At 70.0% G+C, this 16,148-nt stretch carries 15 protein-coding genes; 8 read left to right on the top strand and 7 right to left on the bottom strand.

Translation table 11 applies throughout. The annotated features are described in order from the left end of the window. The first annotated feature begins 123 nt into the window (after positions 1–123). The 5 genes from CKW28_RS13610 (at position 124) to CKW28_RS13590 (ending at position 7,098) form a co-directional block, all read left to right on the top strand. Positions 124–834: a class III extradiol ring-cleavage dioxygenase family protein gene (locus CKW28_RS13610; protein WP_003926797.1), complete on the top strand. Its 711-nt coding sequence runs from the start codon at positions 124–126 to the stop codon at positions 832–834. Further along, positions 831–1,772 (top strand): tRNA (adenosine(37)-N6)-dimethylallyltransferase MiaA, encoded by a 942-nt coding sequence (miaA, locus tag CKW28_RS13605; RefSeq protein WP_003926796.1) that lies wholly within the window; start codon positions 831–833, stop codon positions 1,770–1,772. The genes CKW28_RS13610 and miaA overlap by 4 nt, the downstream gene beginning before the upstream one ends. 4 nt (positions 1,773–1,776) lie before the next feature. Next, a complete protein-coding gene (dapF, locus tag CKW28_RS13600) occupies positions 1,777–2,694 on the top strand; it encodes a diaminopimelate epimerase (protein WP_003926795.1) in 918 nt (305 codons plus the stop codon). Between the two features lie 25 nt (positions 2,695–2,719). Then, on the top strand, positions 2,720–4,156 hold the full coding sequence (hflX, locus tag CKW28_RS13595) for a GTPase HflX (protein ID WP_003926794.1): 1,437 nt from the start codon (positions 2,720–2,722) through the stop codon (positions 4,154–4,156). A 710-nt stretch (positions 4,157–4,866) separates the two neighbouring features. Next, positions 4,867–7,098, top strand: coding sequence for an LGFP repeat-containing protein (locus CKW28_RS13590; protein WP_003926793.1), 2,232 nt, complete (start codon positions 4,867–4,869; stop codon positions 7,096–7,098). Between the two features lies 1 nt (position 7,099). Here CKW28_RS13590 and lexA read toward each other — a convergent pair whose 3' ends face one another. Next, positions 7,100–7,804 (bottom strand): transcriptional repressor LexA, encoded by a 705-nt coding sequence (gene lexA, locus CKW28_RS13585; RefSeq protein ID WP_003926792.1) that lies wholly within the window; start codon positions 7,802–7,804, stop codon positions 7,100–7,102. Between the two features lie 218 nt (positions 7,805–8,022). On the opposite strand from lexA, the gene CKW28_RS13580 reads away from it, so the two are divergent. Both CKW28_RS13580 and nrdR read left to right on the top strand, forming a co-directional pair. Continuing rightward, positions 8,023–8,556, top strand: a complete 534-nt coding sequence (locus CKW28_RS13580) for a LysM peptidoglycan-binding domain-containing protein (protein WP_003926791.1) — start codon at positions 8,023–8,025, stop codon at positions 8,554–8,556. A gap of 127 nt (positions 8,557–8,683) precedes the next feature. Next, positions 8,684–9,157 (top strand): transcriptional regulator NrdR, encoded by a 474-nt coding sequence (gene nrdR, locus CKW28_RS13575; protein ID WP_040547313.1) that lies wholly within the window; start codon positions 8,684–8,686, stop codon positions 9,155–9,157. A 6-nt stretch (positions 9,158–9,163) separates the two neighbouring features. On the opposite strand, the gene CKW28_RS13570 is transcribed toward nrdR, so the two are convergent. The 3 genes from CKW28_RS13570 to sthA form a co-directional block, all read right to left on the bottom strand. Next, positions 9,164–9,850 carry a PhzF family protein gene (locus CKW28_RS13570; RefSeq protein WP_003926789.1) on the bottom strand — a complete coding sequence of 229 codons (687 nt, stop codon included), beginning with the start codon at positions 9,848–9,850 and terminating at the stop codon, positions 9,164–9,166. An 82-nt stretch (positions 9,851–9,932) separates the two neighbouring features. Further along, on the bottom strand, positions 9,933–10,928 hold the full coding sequence (locus tag CKW28_RS13565) for a proteasome assembly chaperone family protein (RefSeq protein ID WP_040547312.1): 996 nt from the start codon (positions 10,926–10,928) through the stop codon (positions 9,933–9,935). Between the two features lie 171 nt (positions 10,929–11,099). Then, on the bottom strand, positions 11,100–12,509 hold the full coding sequence (gene sthA, locus CKW28_RS13560) for a Si-specific NAD(P)(+) transhydrogenase (RefSeq protein WP_003926787.1): 1,410 nt from the start codon (positions 12,507–12,509) through the stop codon (positions 11,100–11,102). A 156-nt stretch (positions 12,510–12,665) separates the two neighbouring features. Here sthA and CKW28_RS13555 point away from each other — a divergent pair, with 156 nt between their 5' ends. Continuing rightward, on the top strand, positions 12,666–13,706 hold the full coding sequence (locus CKW28_RS13555) for a DUF4192 domain-containing protein (protein WP_003926786.1): 1,041 nt from the start codon (positions 12,666–12,668) through the stop codon (positions 13,704–13,706). Positions 13,707–13,752: 46 nt separating this feature from the next. On the opposite strand, the gene CKW28_RS13550 is transcribed toward CKW28_RS13555, so the two are convergent. The 3 genes from CKW28_RS13550 to CKW28_RS13540 form a co-directional block, all read right to left on the bottom strand. Continuing rightward, positions 13,753–14,442, bottom strand: coding sequence for an iron-dependent transcriptional repressor DtxR (locus tag CKW28_RS13550; protein ID WP_003926785.1), 690 nt, complete (start codon positions 14,440–14,442; stop codon positions 13,753–13,755). A 140-nt stretch (positions 14,443–14,582) separates the two neighbouring features. Continuing rightward, the gene (locus CKW28_RS13545; protein WP_003926784.1) at positions 14,583–15,542 is read right to left on the bottom strand and encodes a sigma-70 family RNA polymerase sigma factor; all 960 of its coding nucleotides are present in this window, start codon (positions 15,540–15,542) and stop codon (positions 14,583–14,585) included. Positions 15,543–15,692: 150 nt separating this feature from the next. Continuing rightward, positions 15,693–16,091 carry a DUF3099 domain-containing protein gene (locus CKW28_RS13540; RefSeq protein ID WP_003926783.1) on the bottom strand — a complete coding sequence of 133 codons (399 nt, stop codon included), beginning with the start codon at positions 16,089–16,091 and terminating at the stop codon, positions 15,693–15,695. Positions 16,092–16,148 lie beyond the last annotated feature (57 nt).

The following is a 16,148-nucleotide window of genomic DNA, read 5'->3' as shown; positions in this document are numbered from 1 at the left end:
GTCGAACGCTATTGAAACAGGTCGTCGCGGCTTACGCCCGCGCCTTCGCGTCTCCGGACGTCGCGGCGGTCCTCGGCCGGGTGCGCCGGGCGCCCATCCGGCCGACATCGATAGTTTGGTGGTGTGCTGAGCGCCATTGCGATCGTGCCGTCGGCGCCGGTCATGGTCCCCGAACTGGCCGGCGCCGCGGCGGCCGAGCTGTCCGGGCTGCGCGACGCCGTGTTCACCGCGGCCGCCGCGCTGCCGCAGCGGTGGCTGGCGGTCGGGGTCGGGCCGGCCGATGCCACCGTGCCGGCCGACAGCGTGGGAACCTTCGCCGGATACGGGGTCGACGTCCGGGTCCGGCTGGCGCCACACCCCGGGCCGGACGGTCCCGGGTGGAACGGGCAGCAGCCGACCGAACTGCCGTTGTGCGCGCTGATCACCGGCTGGGTGCGCGGGCAGGCCGCGCCGCACGCTCGCGCCGAGGTGCGGGTCTGCGCCGCCGATCTGCCCGCACCGGCCGCCCGGGACCGGGGCCGGGCCCTGCGCGCCGAGATCGACCGGTCGGCCGAACCGGTGGGGGTGCTGCTGGTCGCCGACGGCGCGAACACCCTGACCCCGTCCGCGCCGGGCGGTCACGACCCGGACTCGGTGCCGATCCAGCGGGCCCTCGACGATGCGCTGGCCGCCGGCGACACCGCGGCGCTGACCGACCTGCCCGGCGCCATCGTCGGGCGCGCCGCGTACCAGCTGCTGACCGGGCTGGTCGAGCCGGCGCCGCGGTCCGCCCGGGAGCTGTACCGCGGCGCGCCGTACGGCGTCGGTTATTTCACCGGTCTCTGGACGCCATGACGGACCGGCCGCTCGCCATCGTCGGCCCCACCGGGACCGGCAAGTCCGACCTCGCCGTGGCGGTCGCGGAGCGGATCGGCGGGGAGATCGTGAACGCCGACGCCATGCAGCAGTACCGGGGGATGGACATCGGCACCGCCAAACTCACCGTGGCCGAACGCCGCGGCATCCCGCACCACCAGCTCGACGTCCTCGAGGTCACCGAAACCGCCACGGTCGCCCGTTACCAGCAGGCGGCGGCCGCCGACGTCGAGGCCGTCATCGCGCGCGGTCGGGTGCCGGTGATCGTCGGCGGGTCGATGATGTACATCCAGGCGCTCCTCGACGACTGGTCGATCCCGGCCACCGATCCGGCGGTCCGGGCCCGCTGGGAAGCCCGGCTCGCCGAGATCGGGGCTCGCGCCCTGCACGCCGAACTGGCGCGGGTGGACAGCGCCGCGGCGGACACCATCCTGCCCACCGACGGCCGGCGGATCGTGCGGGCGCTGGAGGTGATCGAACTGACCGGCAGACCGTTCGCGGCGTCCAAACCGCCGGTGGGGCCGCCGCGCTGGGACACCGTGATCATCGGGCTGGACTGGGCCACCGAGGCTCTCGACGAACGGTTGCGTCAGCGCACCGACAAGATGTTCGCCGCCGGGCTGGTCGACGAGGTGCGCGGGCTGATCGAGCGGGGGTTACGCAAGGGGGTGACGGCCTCGCGGGCGCTGGGTTACGCCCAGGTGCTGGCCGCGCTGGACACCGGGACGGGTCCCGCAGCGCAGTCGGCGGCGGGGGAGGCGTTGGCCGAGGCCCGGGAACGCACCTTCATCGGCACCCGCCGCTACGTGCGCAGGCAGCGGTCCTGGTTCCGCCGGGACCACCGGATCATCTGGCTGGACGGCGCCGCCCCCGACAACGTCGAACGGGCCCTGGCGACCTGGCGGAACGTATCCTGAGGCAGTGAGATTCGCCAAGGGGCACGGCACCGAGAACGACTTCGTGGTGCTGCCCGATCCGGACGCCCGGTTGACGTTGACGCCGGCCGGCGTCGCGGCCCTGTGCGATCGGCGCCGCGGACTCGGCGCCGACGGGGTGCTGCGGGTGACGACGGCCGGCGCCGCCCGGGCGGCCGGGGTCCTCGACCGCCTGCCCGACGGCGTGGCCGCCGACGACTGGTACATGGACTACCGCAACGCCGACGGCTCCATCGCGCAGATGTGCGGCAACGGGGTGCGGGTGTTCGCCCACTACCTGCGGGCGTCCGGGCTGGAGTCCCGCGACGAGTTCGTCGTCGGGTCGCCGGCCGGACCCCGGCCGGTGGTGCTGCACCACAGCGACGCCACCACCGCCGATGTCACCGTCGAGATGGGCAAGGCCAACCAGTCGGGCACCGGCACCGCGGTGGTCGGCGGCCGGCGGTTCACCGGATTGGCGGTCGACGTCGGTAACCCGCACCTGGCCTGCGTGGATCCCGAACTGACCGAGGACGCGCTCGCCGCGCTCGACGTCGCGGCCCCGGTGCAGTTCGACACCGAGCAGTTCCCGGACGGGGTGAACATCGAAGTGCTGACCCCGCCGGTGGATTCGGTGGTGTCGATGCGGGTCCACGAGCGCGGTGTCGGCGAGACGCGGTCGTGCGGCACCGGCACGGTCGCGGCCACGGTCGCGGCGCTGCGTCATCTGGGCGCCGACACCGGCACCATGCGGGTCCGGGTGCCCGGGGGCACCGTCACCGTCACCGTCACCGAGACCACCAGCCATCTGCGGGGACCGTCGGTGTTGGTGGCGCGGGGCGACATCTCGGCGGACTGGTGGGCGGCGCAGCGGGACGGAATGGCCGGCCCGGCCGGCGCGTTAATTGAGGTGCATGAACAGTGATCTCCATGCGAACCTTGCTTCGCCTATGACATATCCCGAGACCCCCGAAACACCCGAGACGGTCCGTACCGCCGAGGCGCCCAGCGTCGGTGAGCTCGAGCTGCAGGACCGCGCCGCGCTGCGTCGGGTCGCCGGTCTGTCGACCGAGCTGACCGACGTCTCCGAAGTCGAATACCGGCAGCTGCGGCTGGAACGCGTCGTGCTGGTCGGCGTGTGGACCGAAGGCACCATCGCCGACGCCGAGGCCAGCCTCGCCGAGCTGGCCCGGCTGGCCGAGACCGCCGGCTCCCAGGTGCTCGAGGGCGTCATCCAGCGGCGCGACAAGCCCGACCCGGCAACCTATATCGGCTCCGGTAAGGCCAGGGAACTTCGTGACATCGTGGTCGCCACCGGCGCCGACACGGTGATCTGCGACGGTGAGCTCAGCCCGGCGCAGCTGACCGCGCTGGAGAAGGTCGTGCAGGTCAAGGTCGTCGACCGGACCGCCCTGATCCTCGACATCTTCGCCCAGCACGCCACCAGCCGGGAGGGCAAGGCGCAGGTGTCGCTGGCGCAGATGGAGTACATGCTGCCGCGGCTGCGCGGTTGGGGTGAATCGATGTCACGGCAGGCCGGTGGCCGTGCCGGTGGCAGCGGCGGCGGTGTCGGCCTGCGTGGCCCGGGTGAAACCAAGATCGAGACCGATCGTCGGCGGATCCGGGAACGGATGGCCAGGTTGCGCCGCGAGATCAAGGAGATGAAGAAGGTCCGCGACACCAAGCGGCACCGCCGGCTCGCCAGCGCGATCCCGTCGATCGCGATCGTCGGATACACCAACGCCGGCAAGTCGAGCCTGCTCAACGCGCTGACCGACGCCGGGGTGCTGGTCGAGGACGCGTTGTTCGCCACCCTGGAGCCGACCACCCGCCGCGGCCGGTTCGACGACGGGCGGCCGTTCGTGCTGACCGACACCGTCGGCTTCGTGCGACACCTGCCCACCCAGTTGGTGGAGGCGTTCCGGTCCACCCTGGAGGAGGTGATCCACGCCGACCTGCTGGTGCACGTGGTCGACGGCGCCGACGCCAACCCGCTGGCGCAGATCGACGCGGTGCGGGAGGTGCTGCGCGACGTCCACGCCGACCATGACGCACCGCCCGCGCCGGAACTGCTGGTGGTGAACAAGATCGACGCCGCGTCGGATCTGACCCTGACGCAGCTGCGTCGAGCCCTGCCCGACGCGGTGTTCGTCTCCGCCCACACCGGTGAGGGGCTGGACCGGTTGCGGCAGCGGATGTCCGAACTGGTGGCGCCCACCGAGACCGCGGTGGATGTGACCATCCCGTACGACCGCGGTGATCTGGTGGCCCGGGTGCACTCCGACGGCCGCGTCGACGCCACCGAGCACCGCGCCGACGGGACCCGCATCAAGGCCCGGGTTCCGGTGGCGCTGGCCGCCAGCCTGCGCGACTTCGCGACGGTCTGATCCCGGCTCCCGGCGCGGTGCGCGCCGGCGACAGGCAAAGAAATTCCGGCCGCCGGCAGCGCCTGACGGACCACCCGGATCGGCCCACCTGCGAGACGGCCACCGACGTGCCGGCCGCACAGGACCGATCCGCCGCCGCCCGGCCGGTTTCCCGCGCTGGGGGAGTGGCTCGGCGGCGCCGTCGGTGCGGGTTTGCCTGCGGCGACACCTGCGCGGTGCGGGTGCGACGCCGAGCCTCCGGACATCTGCGACCTGGCGGCCGGAGATCCTCTGGCGCAGCTCTTTTCGTCCTCTCACCGATGCGTCCGCCGTATCCGGCTGGAAGAATCCGCTGCCGGGCGGGTGGTGTGGCGGCGAGGCGCCGAGGCGGGCTCGCAACACATTGCGCCGCTGGTCCGTTCGCGATCCCGAGCAGCCCGGGGGATGCCGCGTGGCATCCGGCGGCGCGGCGGGAGGCCGGTTGTGGCGCCGCGTGACGGCAGCGTCGCGGAGAACCCTTGTGTCCACACCGAACAGCCGGTACTGGCAAAGACCGGTGGCGGTGTTTGTGGGTCTGAACAGCGCCGACGATCCCACCGTGGCCCTGCGCCGAGAGGGAAATCCGTCCTCGCGTAACGGCCGTGTCCGCTTTGATATGAACGTCCTCTGACGCAGAGTGGACGAACGCGATACGTTACGAAGGACTTTGCCAGACCTCCGGGAGGACGGACATGAACGGGCAGTGGGCCCGGACGGAAACCGCATTGGGGCGCTTCGCAGCCTGCCTCCTGGCGGTCGCGACCATGACGCTGGCCGGCCTCCTGTCGGCTCCGGAGGCGGCGGCCACCCCGGAGGAGGACGCCGGCGCCGCGATCGGCGCGGCCTACGACGCCAGCGGAGGGCCGGGCGGGCCGCTGGGGCCGCCGGACGGCGGCGTCTATCCCATCGGTGCGGGGTTCGCCCAGAACTACGCGCACGGCAAGATGTTCTTCACGCCGCAGACCGGCGCCCACTTCATGCAGGGCGAGATACTCGCCAAGTACGAGTCGCTGGGCGGGCCCGCCGACAGCGACCTCGGCTTCCCGACGCTGAGTGAAAGCCCCGGACGCGTCGGCCCGGACAGCCGCAACGTCATCTTCAGCGCACCGGACCGTCCGGTGATCTTCTGGACGCCCGACACCGGGGCCCGTGTGGTGCGCGGGGCCATCAACCTGGCCTGGGACAGGCTCGGCGGGTCCGCCGGCGTGCTGGGCGTGCCAGCCGAGGACGAGGCCTACCGCGGTGATGTGGTGACCCAACGCTTCAGCGGCGGAGAGATCAGCTGGAACCGCAAGACCAGAGAGTTCAGCACCGTCCCACCCGAACTCGCCGATCAACTGGCCGATCTCGACGTGCCGCAGAATCCCACCGCGGAGATCAACGCCGCCCGCCGCGCTGCCGGCGGCGCGCTGGGCCCGCTGGGGGCCAAGGAGGGCGACGAGTACCCGATCGGCGACGACGGTGTCGCCCAGGACTTCACCGGCGGCACCATCTTCTACAGCCCGGCGACCGGCGCCCATGTGCTCACCGGTCAGGTGCTGGAGAAGTACCGCAGTGTTGGCGGCCCGGAGGGCGACCTCGGCTTCCCGATCAGCGGAGAACACGACGGCGGCGCTGGCGGGCGGATGGCCGGCTTCGCGGCCGCCGACGAGCCGATCATCTTCTGGACCCCCGACTACGGTGCCGTCATCGTCCGGGGCGCGATGAAGGCCGCGTGGGACAAACTCGGCGGCGCCGCCGGGGAACTCGGTGTGCCGGTGGACGATCAGACCGAGGACGGTGACGAGATCACCCAGCGGTTCAGCGGAGGCTCGATCACCTGGAATCGGTCCGACGGCAGCTTCCGCACCGAACCGGCCGGTCTGGCAGCACAATTGACCGGGCTGGAGGTTCCGGGGGTCGAGCCGCCGGCCGACATCGAGGAAGCGCCGCTGGCGCAGTCCGAGGACGGCGGCGGGCCCTCCCGGCCGGGGGTGGGGGTCGGCTGGCTACTCGTGCTGATTCCGGTGCTGGTGCTGGCCGCGGCGCTGATCGGGCTGACGATCTGGAACCGGCGACGCCGCTACGCCGGCGCGGGGCACCTGCAATCCGGGCAATACGACCCCGAGCATCACGATTCCGAGCGGTATGACCCCGAGCATCACGATTCCGAGCGATATGACCCCGAGCGATATGACCAGGGCCCGGACGCCTTCGACTCGGACGTTCACGACCCGGGCGGATACGACACGCGTGAAGACCTCGACCGGCGCCACGAGACGCTGTCGGGTGACGCCGCACCACAGCCGTCCGAACTGTTCGGGTTGGGAACCCCGCCCGCACAAGCCGATTTCAGAGGATGGGGATACACCGGCGATCCGGCGACGCCTGCCGACGAGGCCCGCACCGCAACACCGCCGGGTGAACTGGGTGACAAAGCTCCACCCGAGCCACACCGGGCCGATTCGGCCTCAGCCGAATCCGGGCAGACCCGAACGACGGCGGCCGCGACAGGCGGGGCCGAAACACTCGGGGCCCCACCGGATCAGCTTCCCGGGCAGGACGAGTCCACCGAGCCGGAACGCGAGACACCTTCCGAGGATCCGTTTTTCGAGAAGGACCAGGACGACGTCGACACCGCGCCGACACCGATCGTGGCGCCCGAGGCGGCTGAGCCGAGGCCCAGCGCGACCCGCCCGGATTCGGAGACCACCGGACGGCACGCCGCGATCGACGTCGATGAACCCGAGTACGGTCAGACCGCGCTACGGCTCCCGGCCGACGGCGACCCGCGCCGGCCGCCGGAGGGATATCCGATCAAGGCCCGGATCACCGACGGGTTGTACTGGGTGCCGGGCAGCGCGGACTACGACGAGGTAGACGCCGAGATCTGGTTCGCCAGCGAGGAACTGGCCCGGACGAACGGTTTCGTCCGCAGCGACTGACTCAGATCTTGCGGATCACCGTCACGACTTTTCCGAGGATGGCGGCCTCGTTCCCGGGAATCGGATCGTAGACCGGGTTGTGCGGCATCAACCAGACCTGGCCGCGGGACCGTTTGAACGTCTTGACGGTGGCCTCGCCGTCGATCATCGCCGCGACGATGTCGCCGTTCTCGGCGACGTTCTGTTGGCGCACCACGACCCAGTCGCCGTCGCAGATGGCGGCGTCGATCATGGAGTCGCCCACCACCTTCAGCAGGAACAGCGAACCCTCACCAACCAGTTCGCGGGGGAGCGGGAAGACATCCTCGACCGCCTCCTCCGCGAGGATCGGACCACCGGCGGCGATCCGGCCCAGCACCGGGACGAACGTCGGTTCCGGCAGCGTGTCCGAGCCGGCGACGTCAGTGGTCACGGCGGGTTTTGCGGGGTCGTCGACGCCCCGGACGTCCACGGCGCGCGGACGGTTCGGATCCCGCCGCAGATAGCCCTTGCGTTCCAGCGTGCGCAGCTGGTGAGCCACCGATGAGGTGGACGTCAACCCCACCGCGTCGCCGATCTCCCGGATGCTCGGCGGATACCCGCGGGTGGTCACCGACGCGCGGATCACCTCCAGGATGGTGCGCTGACGCTCGGTCAGACCGCTGTCGGCGGCGCGTCTGCGGCCGGCGGTGTCTGCGGCACCCGGGGAATCGTGGCTGTCACTCATGACCTCAATCTAGCCGCGGACCCGACAATGATCAAACATGTGTTCGAGGTGTGTCGGGACTGTGATCCGCCTGCACCCGCGCCGACCCGTTCCGCCTTCGGACTGTCGGTGGGGCGTCCTAGTCTCCGACACAGTTCGATCACGCGTTCTATTCATCGAACGCATGATCGACTACCATTCGAACAGGCGAGCGAACACGCCGAGCGGAAGGCGAACACATGACAGTCCTCGACACCCGCACTCGTACCCGGGCCCGCACTGAGTCGCGTGCCGGCCATCCGGGCCGCACCGAGGCCCGCCTGCCCGGCGGGCGTGCGACGAGCCAGCGCCGGACGGACGCGGCGGCACCAATCCTGCGGCCGGCGCCGGTGTCCCGGCGGCGTCCGGCGCACCCACGCCCCGGCGGCGCCGCCCTGCGCCACCGGGGAACCGGCGTGCTGGTCTCGCGCGCCCCGCACCGGCGGCGCCCGATCACCCCGGCCGGTACGGTGGCGCTGGCGCTGGTGGCCGCCGCGATCACCGTGTGGCTGGGGCTGGTGGCCCAGCTCGGCGGGGTGACGGCCACCGATGCCGCGGTGCCTACCACTGTCGCCGTGGTGCAGGTGCAGCACGGGGAGACGCTGCATCAGGTGGCGCAGCGGGTCGCGCCGGACGCCCCGGTTGCCGCCGTGGTGGAACGGATCCGTGAGCTCAATCAGCTCGACTCCGCCGCGCTGGCCGCTGGGCAGACACTGATCGCTCCCATCGGCTGACGCGCGCCGGTCGCTGTGGAAGACCGTGTCGTCCAACGGTAGTGGGGCGCTGTGCCATCGCATTTCGTCGCGGGTAGGCTCAGAGGCGTTCGACGTACGTACGTGCCGACGTGGCGAAGGAGCGGTGATGCATTGTCCGTTCTGCCGTCACCCGGATTCGCGCGTGGTGGACTCCCGGGAAACCGACGAGGGTCAGGCGATCCGGCGGCGTCGCGCATGCCCGGAATGCGGCCGGCGGTTCACCACCGTGGAGACCGCCGTGCTTGCGGTGGTCAAGCGCAGCGGCGTCACCGAACCCTTCAGCCGGGAGAAGGTGATCCGCGGTGTGCGCGCCGCCTGCCAGGGCCGTCAGGTCGACGATGACGCGCTGAATCTGCTGGCACAACAGGTCGAGGACACCGTCAGGGCCACCGGGTCACCGGAGGTGCCCAGCCATGAGGTCGGCCTGGCGATACTCGGGCCGTTGCGGGAACTCGACGAGGTCGCCTACCTGCGGTTCGCCTCGGTGTACCGGTCGTTCACCTCCGCCGAGGACTTCGAGCGCGAAATCCGGGAACTGCGGGCCCATCGGGCGGCGTCGGCCGAGCAGAAGTCGAACTGATCCGTCTCAGTCCAGCGTCCGGATCTCGTCCCGGGCCACCCGCCCCGCGATCTGCACCCACCCCTCGGGGTTCCAGCGGGTTTCGATGATCGACCCCTTACCCTGCACGATCGTCAGATCGCGGCTGAGGAACTCGGTGATGCGCACCGCGGCGGATCCGGTGGCCTCATCCTCGGGGATGCCCAGATTGTTGGCGAACATCCGGGCGCGGATCTGACCGTGTTCCCGATCCGTCCAGGTCCACAGGTAGTGCCCGATGTCATCGGGATACTCATCGGGGTCCGCGGCAAGGAGCTCCTCGGCCGTCTCCAGTTCGCGGATGACGAACTCCGGCGCCCATTCGGCGCGGGCGCTGACCTCGGTGAGATCGTCCCGGTAGCTCACCTGCACGATGCCGGCCGGCACCTGTAGCGTGTGGATCGGGCGGCCCTGTTCCCGCAGCCACCAGGCCGCCCCGACGGTCGGGTGTCCGGCGAACCTCATTTCGGTGACCGGGGTGAAGATGCGGGCCTGGGCGGTGTTGGTGCCGGACTGCGGAACCTCGACGAATACCGTTTCGCTGTAACCCAGTTCGGTGGCGATTCGCTGGCGGTCAGCGGGGTCGACCGCGGCGTCGTCCACCACCCCCAACGGGTTGCCGAATTTGCCGTCGGGATCGGTGAACACCCGCAGTACGGTCACGTCGAGGCCCATGCCCCGATGCTACGTCGAGGACCGGCGCCCGACGATCATGTTGGGCCCGCTTCGAGCGAGGGCCCGCGCTGGAACCCCCGCGCTAGAACCCCGGGGTGTCGCCGTCGTCGCGGAACCCGTCCGGATTGGACTCCCGGTTCTGCTGCGCCAGGAACTTCTCGAACTCGCCGGCGAGTTCCTCACCGCTGGGCAGGTCCTCGTCATGGGCGAGCAGCGATCGGTTCTCCTGGGCGGTGATGAACGCGTCGTACTGGCGTTCCAGCGCGGCCACCACCTGGGCGACCTCCGGGCTGGCCTCGACCTGCTCGTTGATCCGGTCGTGCACCTCCGCCCCGGCCTTCGCCAGTTCCGCCAGCGGCAGCTCCAGCGACCCCGCCTTGGCGACCTCGGCCAGCAACGCCTCGGCGGCGGGCGGATATGCGGTCTGCGCCAGATAGTGCGGCACGTGGACCGTGTAACCTACGACCTCGAAACCGTGCTGGCCCATCCGGAATTCCAGCAGGTTCGAGACACTGCCCGGCACCTGCACCTCGCCCACCCACGCGGTGTGCTCGGCGATCAGTTCCTTGTTGTTCGAATGTGCCGTCAGCGTCACCGGCCGGGTGTGCGGCACCGCCATCGGAATGGTGCCCAGCCCGATCACGCGGCGCACCCCGAGTCGCTCGGCCAGCAACCGCACCGCGCTGACGAACCGCTCCCATTTCAGGTCCGGCTCCAGTCCGGTCAGCAGCAGGAACGGTGTGCCGGCGGTGTCGTGCAGCGCGTACAGGTTCAGTTCGGGCTCTTCGTAGCGGGTGAAGTGATCGGTCTTGAACGTCATCAGCGGCCGCCGCGACCGGTAGTCGAGCAGCTCGTCGATCGCGAACGAGGCGACCAGTTCGGTGGTCAGCGTGTTCTTGAGGTGCTCGGCGGCCAACCGGATGGCGTGCCCGGCATCGGAGAACCCTTCCAGCGCATGTACCAGGACCGGGCCCTTGCCGTCCTCCGAGGACAGCTTCGGCGCCGGGAACTCCAGTTCGTACATTCCCGACTGTTCGGGTTGATAATGCTGCTCTGGGCTTTCTGCGTGATCAGCCATCCCGCTTGCCTCCTTGCCTGTGTGGCCAAGACACGTCCGGTTGGTGTCTACCGCTGATACCAGTTTCGCCTATTTGCCGGGACCGCATTCGCGGACCCCGTTCGAGATGCAACAACGCGTCGATTTCCATGGCCATTCCACCGTGGATGCCCGTTTTGCGCACCGCGAAATCTAAGACTGCAGACGGTCCAGGGTGCGCAGCTTGTTCGCGACATCGAGGGCGGCCACCTTGTACGCCTCGGCGTAGGTCGGATAGTTGAAGACCGCGTCCACCAGGTAGTCCACCGTGCCGCCGCACCCCATCACCGCCTGCCCGATGTGCACGAGTTCGGTGGCGTGGGTGCCGACGATGTGCACGCCCAGCACTGTGCGGTCCTCGGTGGAGACCAGCAGTTTGAGCATGCCGTAGCTGTCGCCGGCGATCTGGCCGCGGGCCAGTTCGCGGTAGCGCGCCACCCCGGTTTCGTACGGGACGGCGTCGCGGGTCAGCTCCACCTCGGTCGACCCGACATAGGAGATCTCCGGGATGGCGTAGATGCCCACGGGGTGGAGTTCGGGCAGCTGGTCGACGGGTTCGCCGAACGCGTGACAGGCGGCCACCCGCCCCTGTTCCATCGAGGTGGAGGCCAGCGCCGGGAACCCGATCACATCGCCCACCGCGTAGATGTGGTCGACCGCGGTCCGGTAGTTGTCGTCGACGGCGATGCGGCCCCGGTCGTCGGCCTCCAGGCCCGCGTTGTGCAGATCGAGCCGGGCGGTCTGGCCCTGCCGGCCGGCCGAGTACATCACGGCGTCGGCAGGGATCCGCTTACCGCTGGCCAGGCTGGTGACGGTGCCGGCCGGGCTCACCTCCACGCCGGTCACCTGTTCCCCGAACCGGAAGGTGACGGCGAGGTCGCGCAGGTGGTATGTCAACGCCTCGACGATCTCCGGGTCGCAGAAGTCCAGCATCGACGCGCGCTTCTCGACGACCGTGACCCGGGTGCCGAGCGCCGCGAACATCGACGCGTACTCGATGCCGATCACCCCGGCGCCGACCACCACCATCGAACCGGGCAGCGCCTCGAGGTCGAGGATGCCGTCACTGTCGAGCACCCGGCGCTCATCGAACGCCACCCCCTGCGGACGGGCGGGGGAGGTGCCGGGGGCGAGCACGATGTAGTCGCCGGTGAGGGTGGTGAGCTCGGCGCGGGCGGCGTCCTCGACGACGATCGTGTGCGGGTCGCGGAACCGGCCGTGGCCGGTGTGCAGGTCGACGTTGTTGCGCGTCAGCTGATCACGCACCACCTCGATCTCCCGCTCGATGACGTGTCGGGTCCGCGACAGCAGATCCGCCGGGGTGATGTGGTCCTTGACCCGGTACCCCGCGCCGTACAGTTCCCGCTGATTCATCCCGGTCAGGTAGAGCACCGCTTCGCGCAGCGTCTTGGACGGGATGGTGCCGGTGTTGATGCACACCCCGCCGAGCATCCGCCCCCGTTCGACCACCGCCACCGTCTTCCCGAGTTTGGCGGCGGCGATCGCGGCCTTCTGTCCGCCCGGTCCGGAGCCGATGACGATCAGGTCGTACTTCGCGCCCATGCACAAGGTGTACGCGACTCGGGGTCCGGATGCAGCCCAACGCGCGGTGCGCCGCCGGAATCCGTGCGATCCCCAATCCCGACTTGATCCCCAGTCCGCCGGCCGCCGCGCGGTCGGTGGCCGGTCGCCGTCGTGGCCGGCTGACAGCGTCGGGCCATGCCAACTTCACGCACACCCGATTTCAACCTCAACCGCCCCGGCGAACTGATCGCCGCGTTACCCGCCGTGCTGGGTTTCGTTCCCGAGCACTCCCTGGTCCTGGTCACCGTCGACGACGGCGAGCTGGGCTGTGTCCTGCGCATCGACCTCTCCGATGCACCGTCGATCGAGCGGCTCGCCGAAGTGGCGGCCGCCGCGGCGCCCGCGGCGGCGATCGCGGTGATCGTCGACCGGGCCGGCGCGGCCTGCGGGGTGTGCAACGACCGATACCGTCAGCTGGCGGCCGAGCTGACCGACGAGCTGGCCCGGCACGGCATCGAACTGCTGGCCGCCCACGTGGTGGATCGGGTCGCGGCCGGTGGGCGCTGGCACTGCGCCGACGGGTGCGGGGCCGGCGGCCGGGTGGAGGACCCGTCGGCCTCACCGCTGGCCGCCGCCGCGGTGCTGGACGGCCGCCGGTTGTACACCCGCCGCAGCGAGCTGGTGGCGGTCGTCGAACCCGCGCCCGACCGCGACCCGGATCTCGCCGAGGCGATCACCCGGACCGCCGAGCGGCGCGGTGAACTGCGGACCGATGCGCAGGCCCGCCGCGATGTGCAGGACATGATCGCCGCGGCCGGCCGGATCGCGGCCGGATCGGACATCGGCGAACCGCAGCTGTGCGCGTTGGCCTGCGCCCTCACCGACGGCCGGGTGCGCGACACGCTGTACGCGCTGGCGGTCGGCGACGACGCGGCCATCGCGGAGAACCTGTGGGCGTGGCTGGCCCGCATGCTGCCGGAACCGTGGCGGACCGAGGCGCTGGTGCTGCTGGCGTTCAGCGCCTACGCGCGCGGTGACGGACCGCTGGCCGGGGTGTCGCTGGACGCCGCGCTGCGGGGCGATCCGAACCACCGGATGGCGGGCATGCTTGACACGGCGTTGCAGTCCGGGCTGCGCCCGGAACGGATCCGGGAGCTGGCGCTCACCGGGTACCGGATGGCCGATCGGCTCGGCGTGCGGTTGCCGCCGCGGCGCGCCTTCGGCCGGGCAGGGTGAGCCCCGCCGGCTCGGCCGCCGGTCGCGGGACGGGACGTCTCCGGGTCTAGACCTTCTCCACCTTGACGGCGTGGGCCATCTGGTACGGCAGATCGACCTGCTCGTGTCCCGGGATGATGATCGACACGCTCTTGTTCTCGTTGACCTGAACGGTCACCCGGGCGTTGGGCACCACGCCGGCCTCCTTGAGCCGGGTGATCAGCTCGACATCACCCTGCACGTGCTCGGTCAGCTGGCGGACGACCACCGGCACCGGGGTGCCGGCCGGCAGTTCGGTGAGCCGGACCAGGTTCATGTCCTCGGGCTCGGTGGAGACCACCCCGAGTTCGGAGAGCCCTGGGATGGGGTTGCCGAAGGGTGAGGTCGTGGGGTTGTCGAGCACCTTGACCAGGCGTCGCTCGACGTCCTCGCTCATCACGTGTTCCCAGCGGCAGGCCTCGGCGTGCACTTCCTCCCACGGCAGGCCGATGACGTCGACCAGCAGCCGTTCGGCCAGCCGGTGCTTGCGCATCACCGATATCGCCAGGGCGCGCCCCTTCTCGGTGAGTTCGAGATGCCGGTCTCCGGCGACCTGGAGCAGGCCGTCGCGTTCCATCCGGGAGACGGTCTGGCTCACCGTCGGCCCGCTCTGCTCGAGCCGTTCGGCGATACGTGCGCGCAGCGGGACTACGCCTTCTTCCTCGAGGTCGTAGATCGTGCGCAGATACATCTCGGTGGTATCGACAAGATCATTCATGGGGCACCCTCCGTTGCCGCGAGTCTACCGTGAATGCCGTCTGAACTGCGGCCCTTCGTTTCCGTGCCGCTTTCCCCGCGGCCCACACGCGACCGCGCCCGCCGGTCGGACCGGCGGGCGCGGTGGCTTCGATATGGATGCTAGCTGGCGTAGGAACGCAGCCGGTCGGCCCGTTCGCCGTGACGCAGCTTGGCCATCACCTCACGCTCGATCTGTCGGACCCGCTCCCGGGACAGGCCGAAGAGCTTGCCGATCTGATCGAGGGTGCGGGGCTGACCGTCGTCCAGGCCGAACCGCAGCCGGATCACCTGCTGCTCCCGCTCGTCCAGGGTCGCCAGCACGTGCCGGATGTCGGTGTGCAGCAACTCGGCGATCACCGCGTTCTCCGCCGACATCGCCTCGGCGTCCTCGATGAAGTCACCGAGCGGCGCCTCCTCGTCGCTGCCGACCGGCATGTCCAGGCTCACCGGATCGCGGCTGTGGTCCAGCAGATCGGCGATCTTCTCGACCGGAATGCCCGACTCCTCGGCCAGCTCCTCATCGGTGGGCTCGCGGCCCAGCGTCTGATGCAGCTCGCGCTTGATCCGTGCGAGCTTGTTGACCTGCTCCACCAGGTGCACCGGGAGCCGGATGGTGCGGCTCTGGTCGGCCATACCGCGGGTGATGGCCTGGCGGATCCACCAGGTGGCGTAGGTGGAGAACTTGAACCCCTTGGTGTAGTCGAACTTCTCCATCGCCCGGATCAACCCGAGGTTGCCCTCCTGGATCAGGTCCAGCAGCGGCATCCCTCGACCGGTGTAGCGCTTGGCCAGTGACACCACCAACCGGAGGTTGGCCTCCAGCAGGTGGCGGCGCGCCTCTTCACCGTCACGCACGATCGCTTCCAGATCACGCTTGCGGTTCTGTCCCAACCGCTTCTTGGTCTTCAGCAGATGCTGCGCGTAAAGACCCGCTTCGATCCGCTTCGCGAGCTCCACCTCTTCTGCGGCATCGAGCAGAGCTGTCTTGCCGATGCCGTTCAGATACACGCGTACGAGGTCAGCGGCCGGACTCTGGGCGTCCAGGTCGCTGTCGACGCGGCTGGTGGTGGCATTTGCCATGACGGCCTCCTGATCGGCTACAACTGTCATGAGCTACAACGCTCAAGTGCCGATAGGAGTTCCCGGCGCCTTCCCGGTTCACACGTTTTGATCTGCGGCTTTTCCGCGGTGACCTGAGAATGCCCTGAGAATGGGCGCCGATCGGCCGGGTCAGGGAACGTCGTAGGGCGAATCGTCGGCCCCCTGTTGCGGGGGAACCGATGGTCGCTGCTGCAGCGCCGTCTGCTCGGTGGTGGGCTCGATCACGGTGGTGGCCCGGGCCTGGTAACGACGGGGCTCCTCGGCCTTGCGCGGCGGGCGGTCGTTGGCGATCAGCACCGCCGCCCACGGCAGCGGTATCGAGGCCACGATGATGGCCAGCGAAATCCATCCGTTGTGCCAGATGCCGTAGGCGATCGCGGCGCCGATGAGCGCCGGGACGCGCACCGACATCATGATCAGATAGTTGCGTACCCGCTGGCGGTGCTCCACCTCGTAGGGGATGGCTGCGGTGGTGATGAGAACTGGCCGACCATCTTCGTCGAAACTCAGCTCGCGGCCGTGTTTCATACCTCCACTGTTTCACATCTGCGGTCGCAGGTGTCAGCCGGTTTCCTGTGAAAATTC

The organism is Mycolicibacterium thermoresistibile, assembly GCF_900187065.1.
GTDB classification, from domain to species: Bacteria; Actinomycetota; Actinomycetes; order Mycobacteriales; family Mycobacteriaceae; genus Mycobacterium; species Mycobacterium thermoresistibile.
This window is presented reverse-complemented; position numbering and strand designations above follow the sequence as displayed.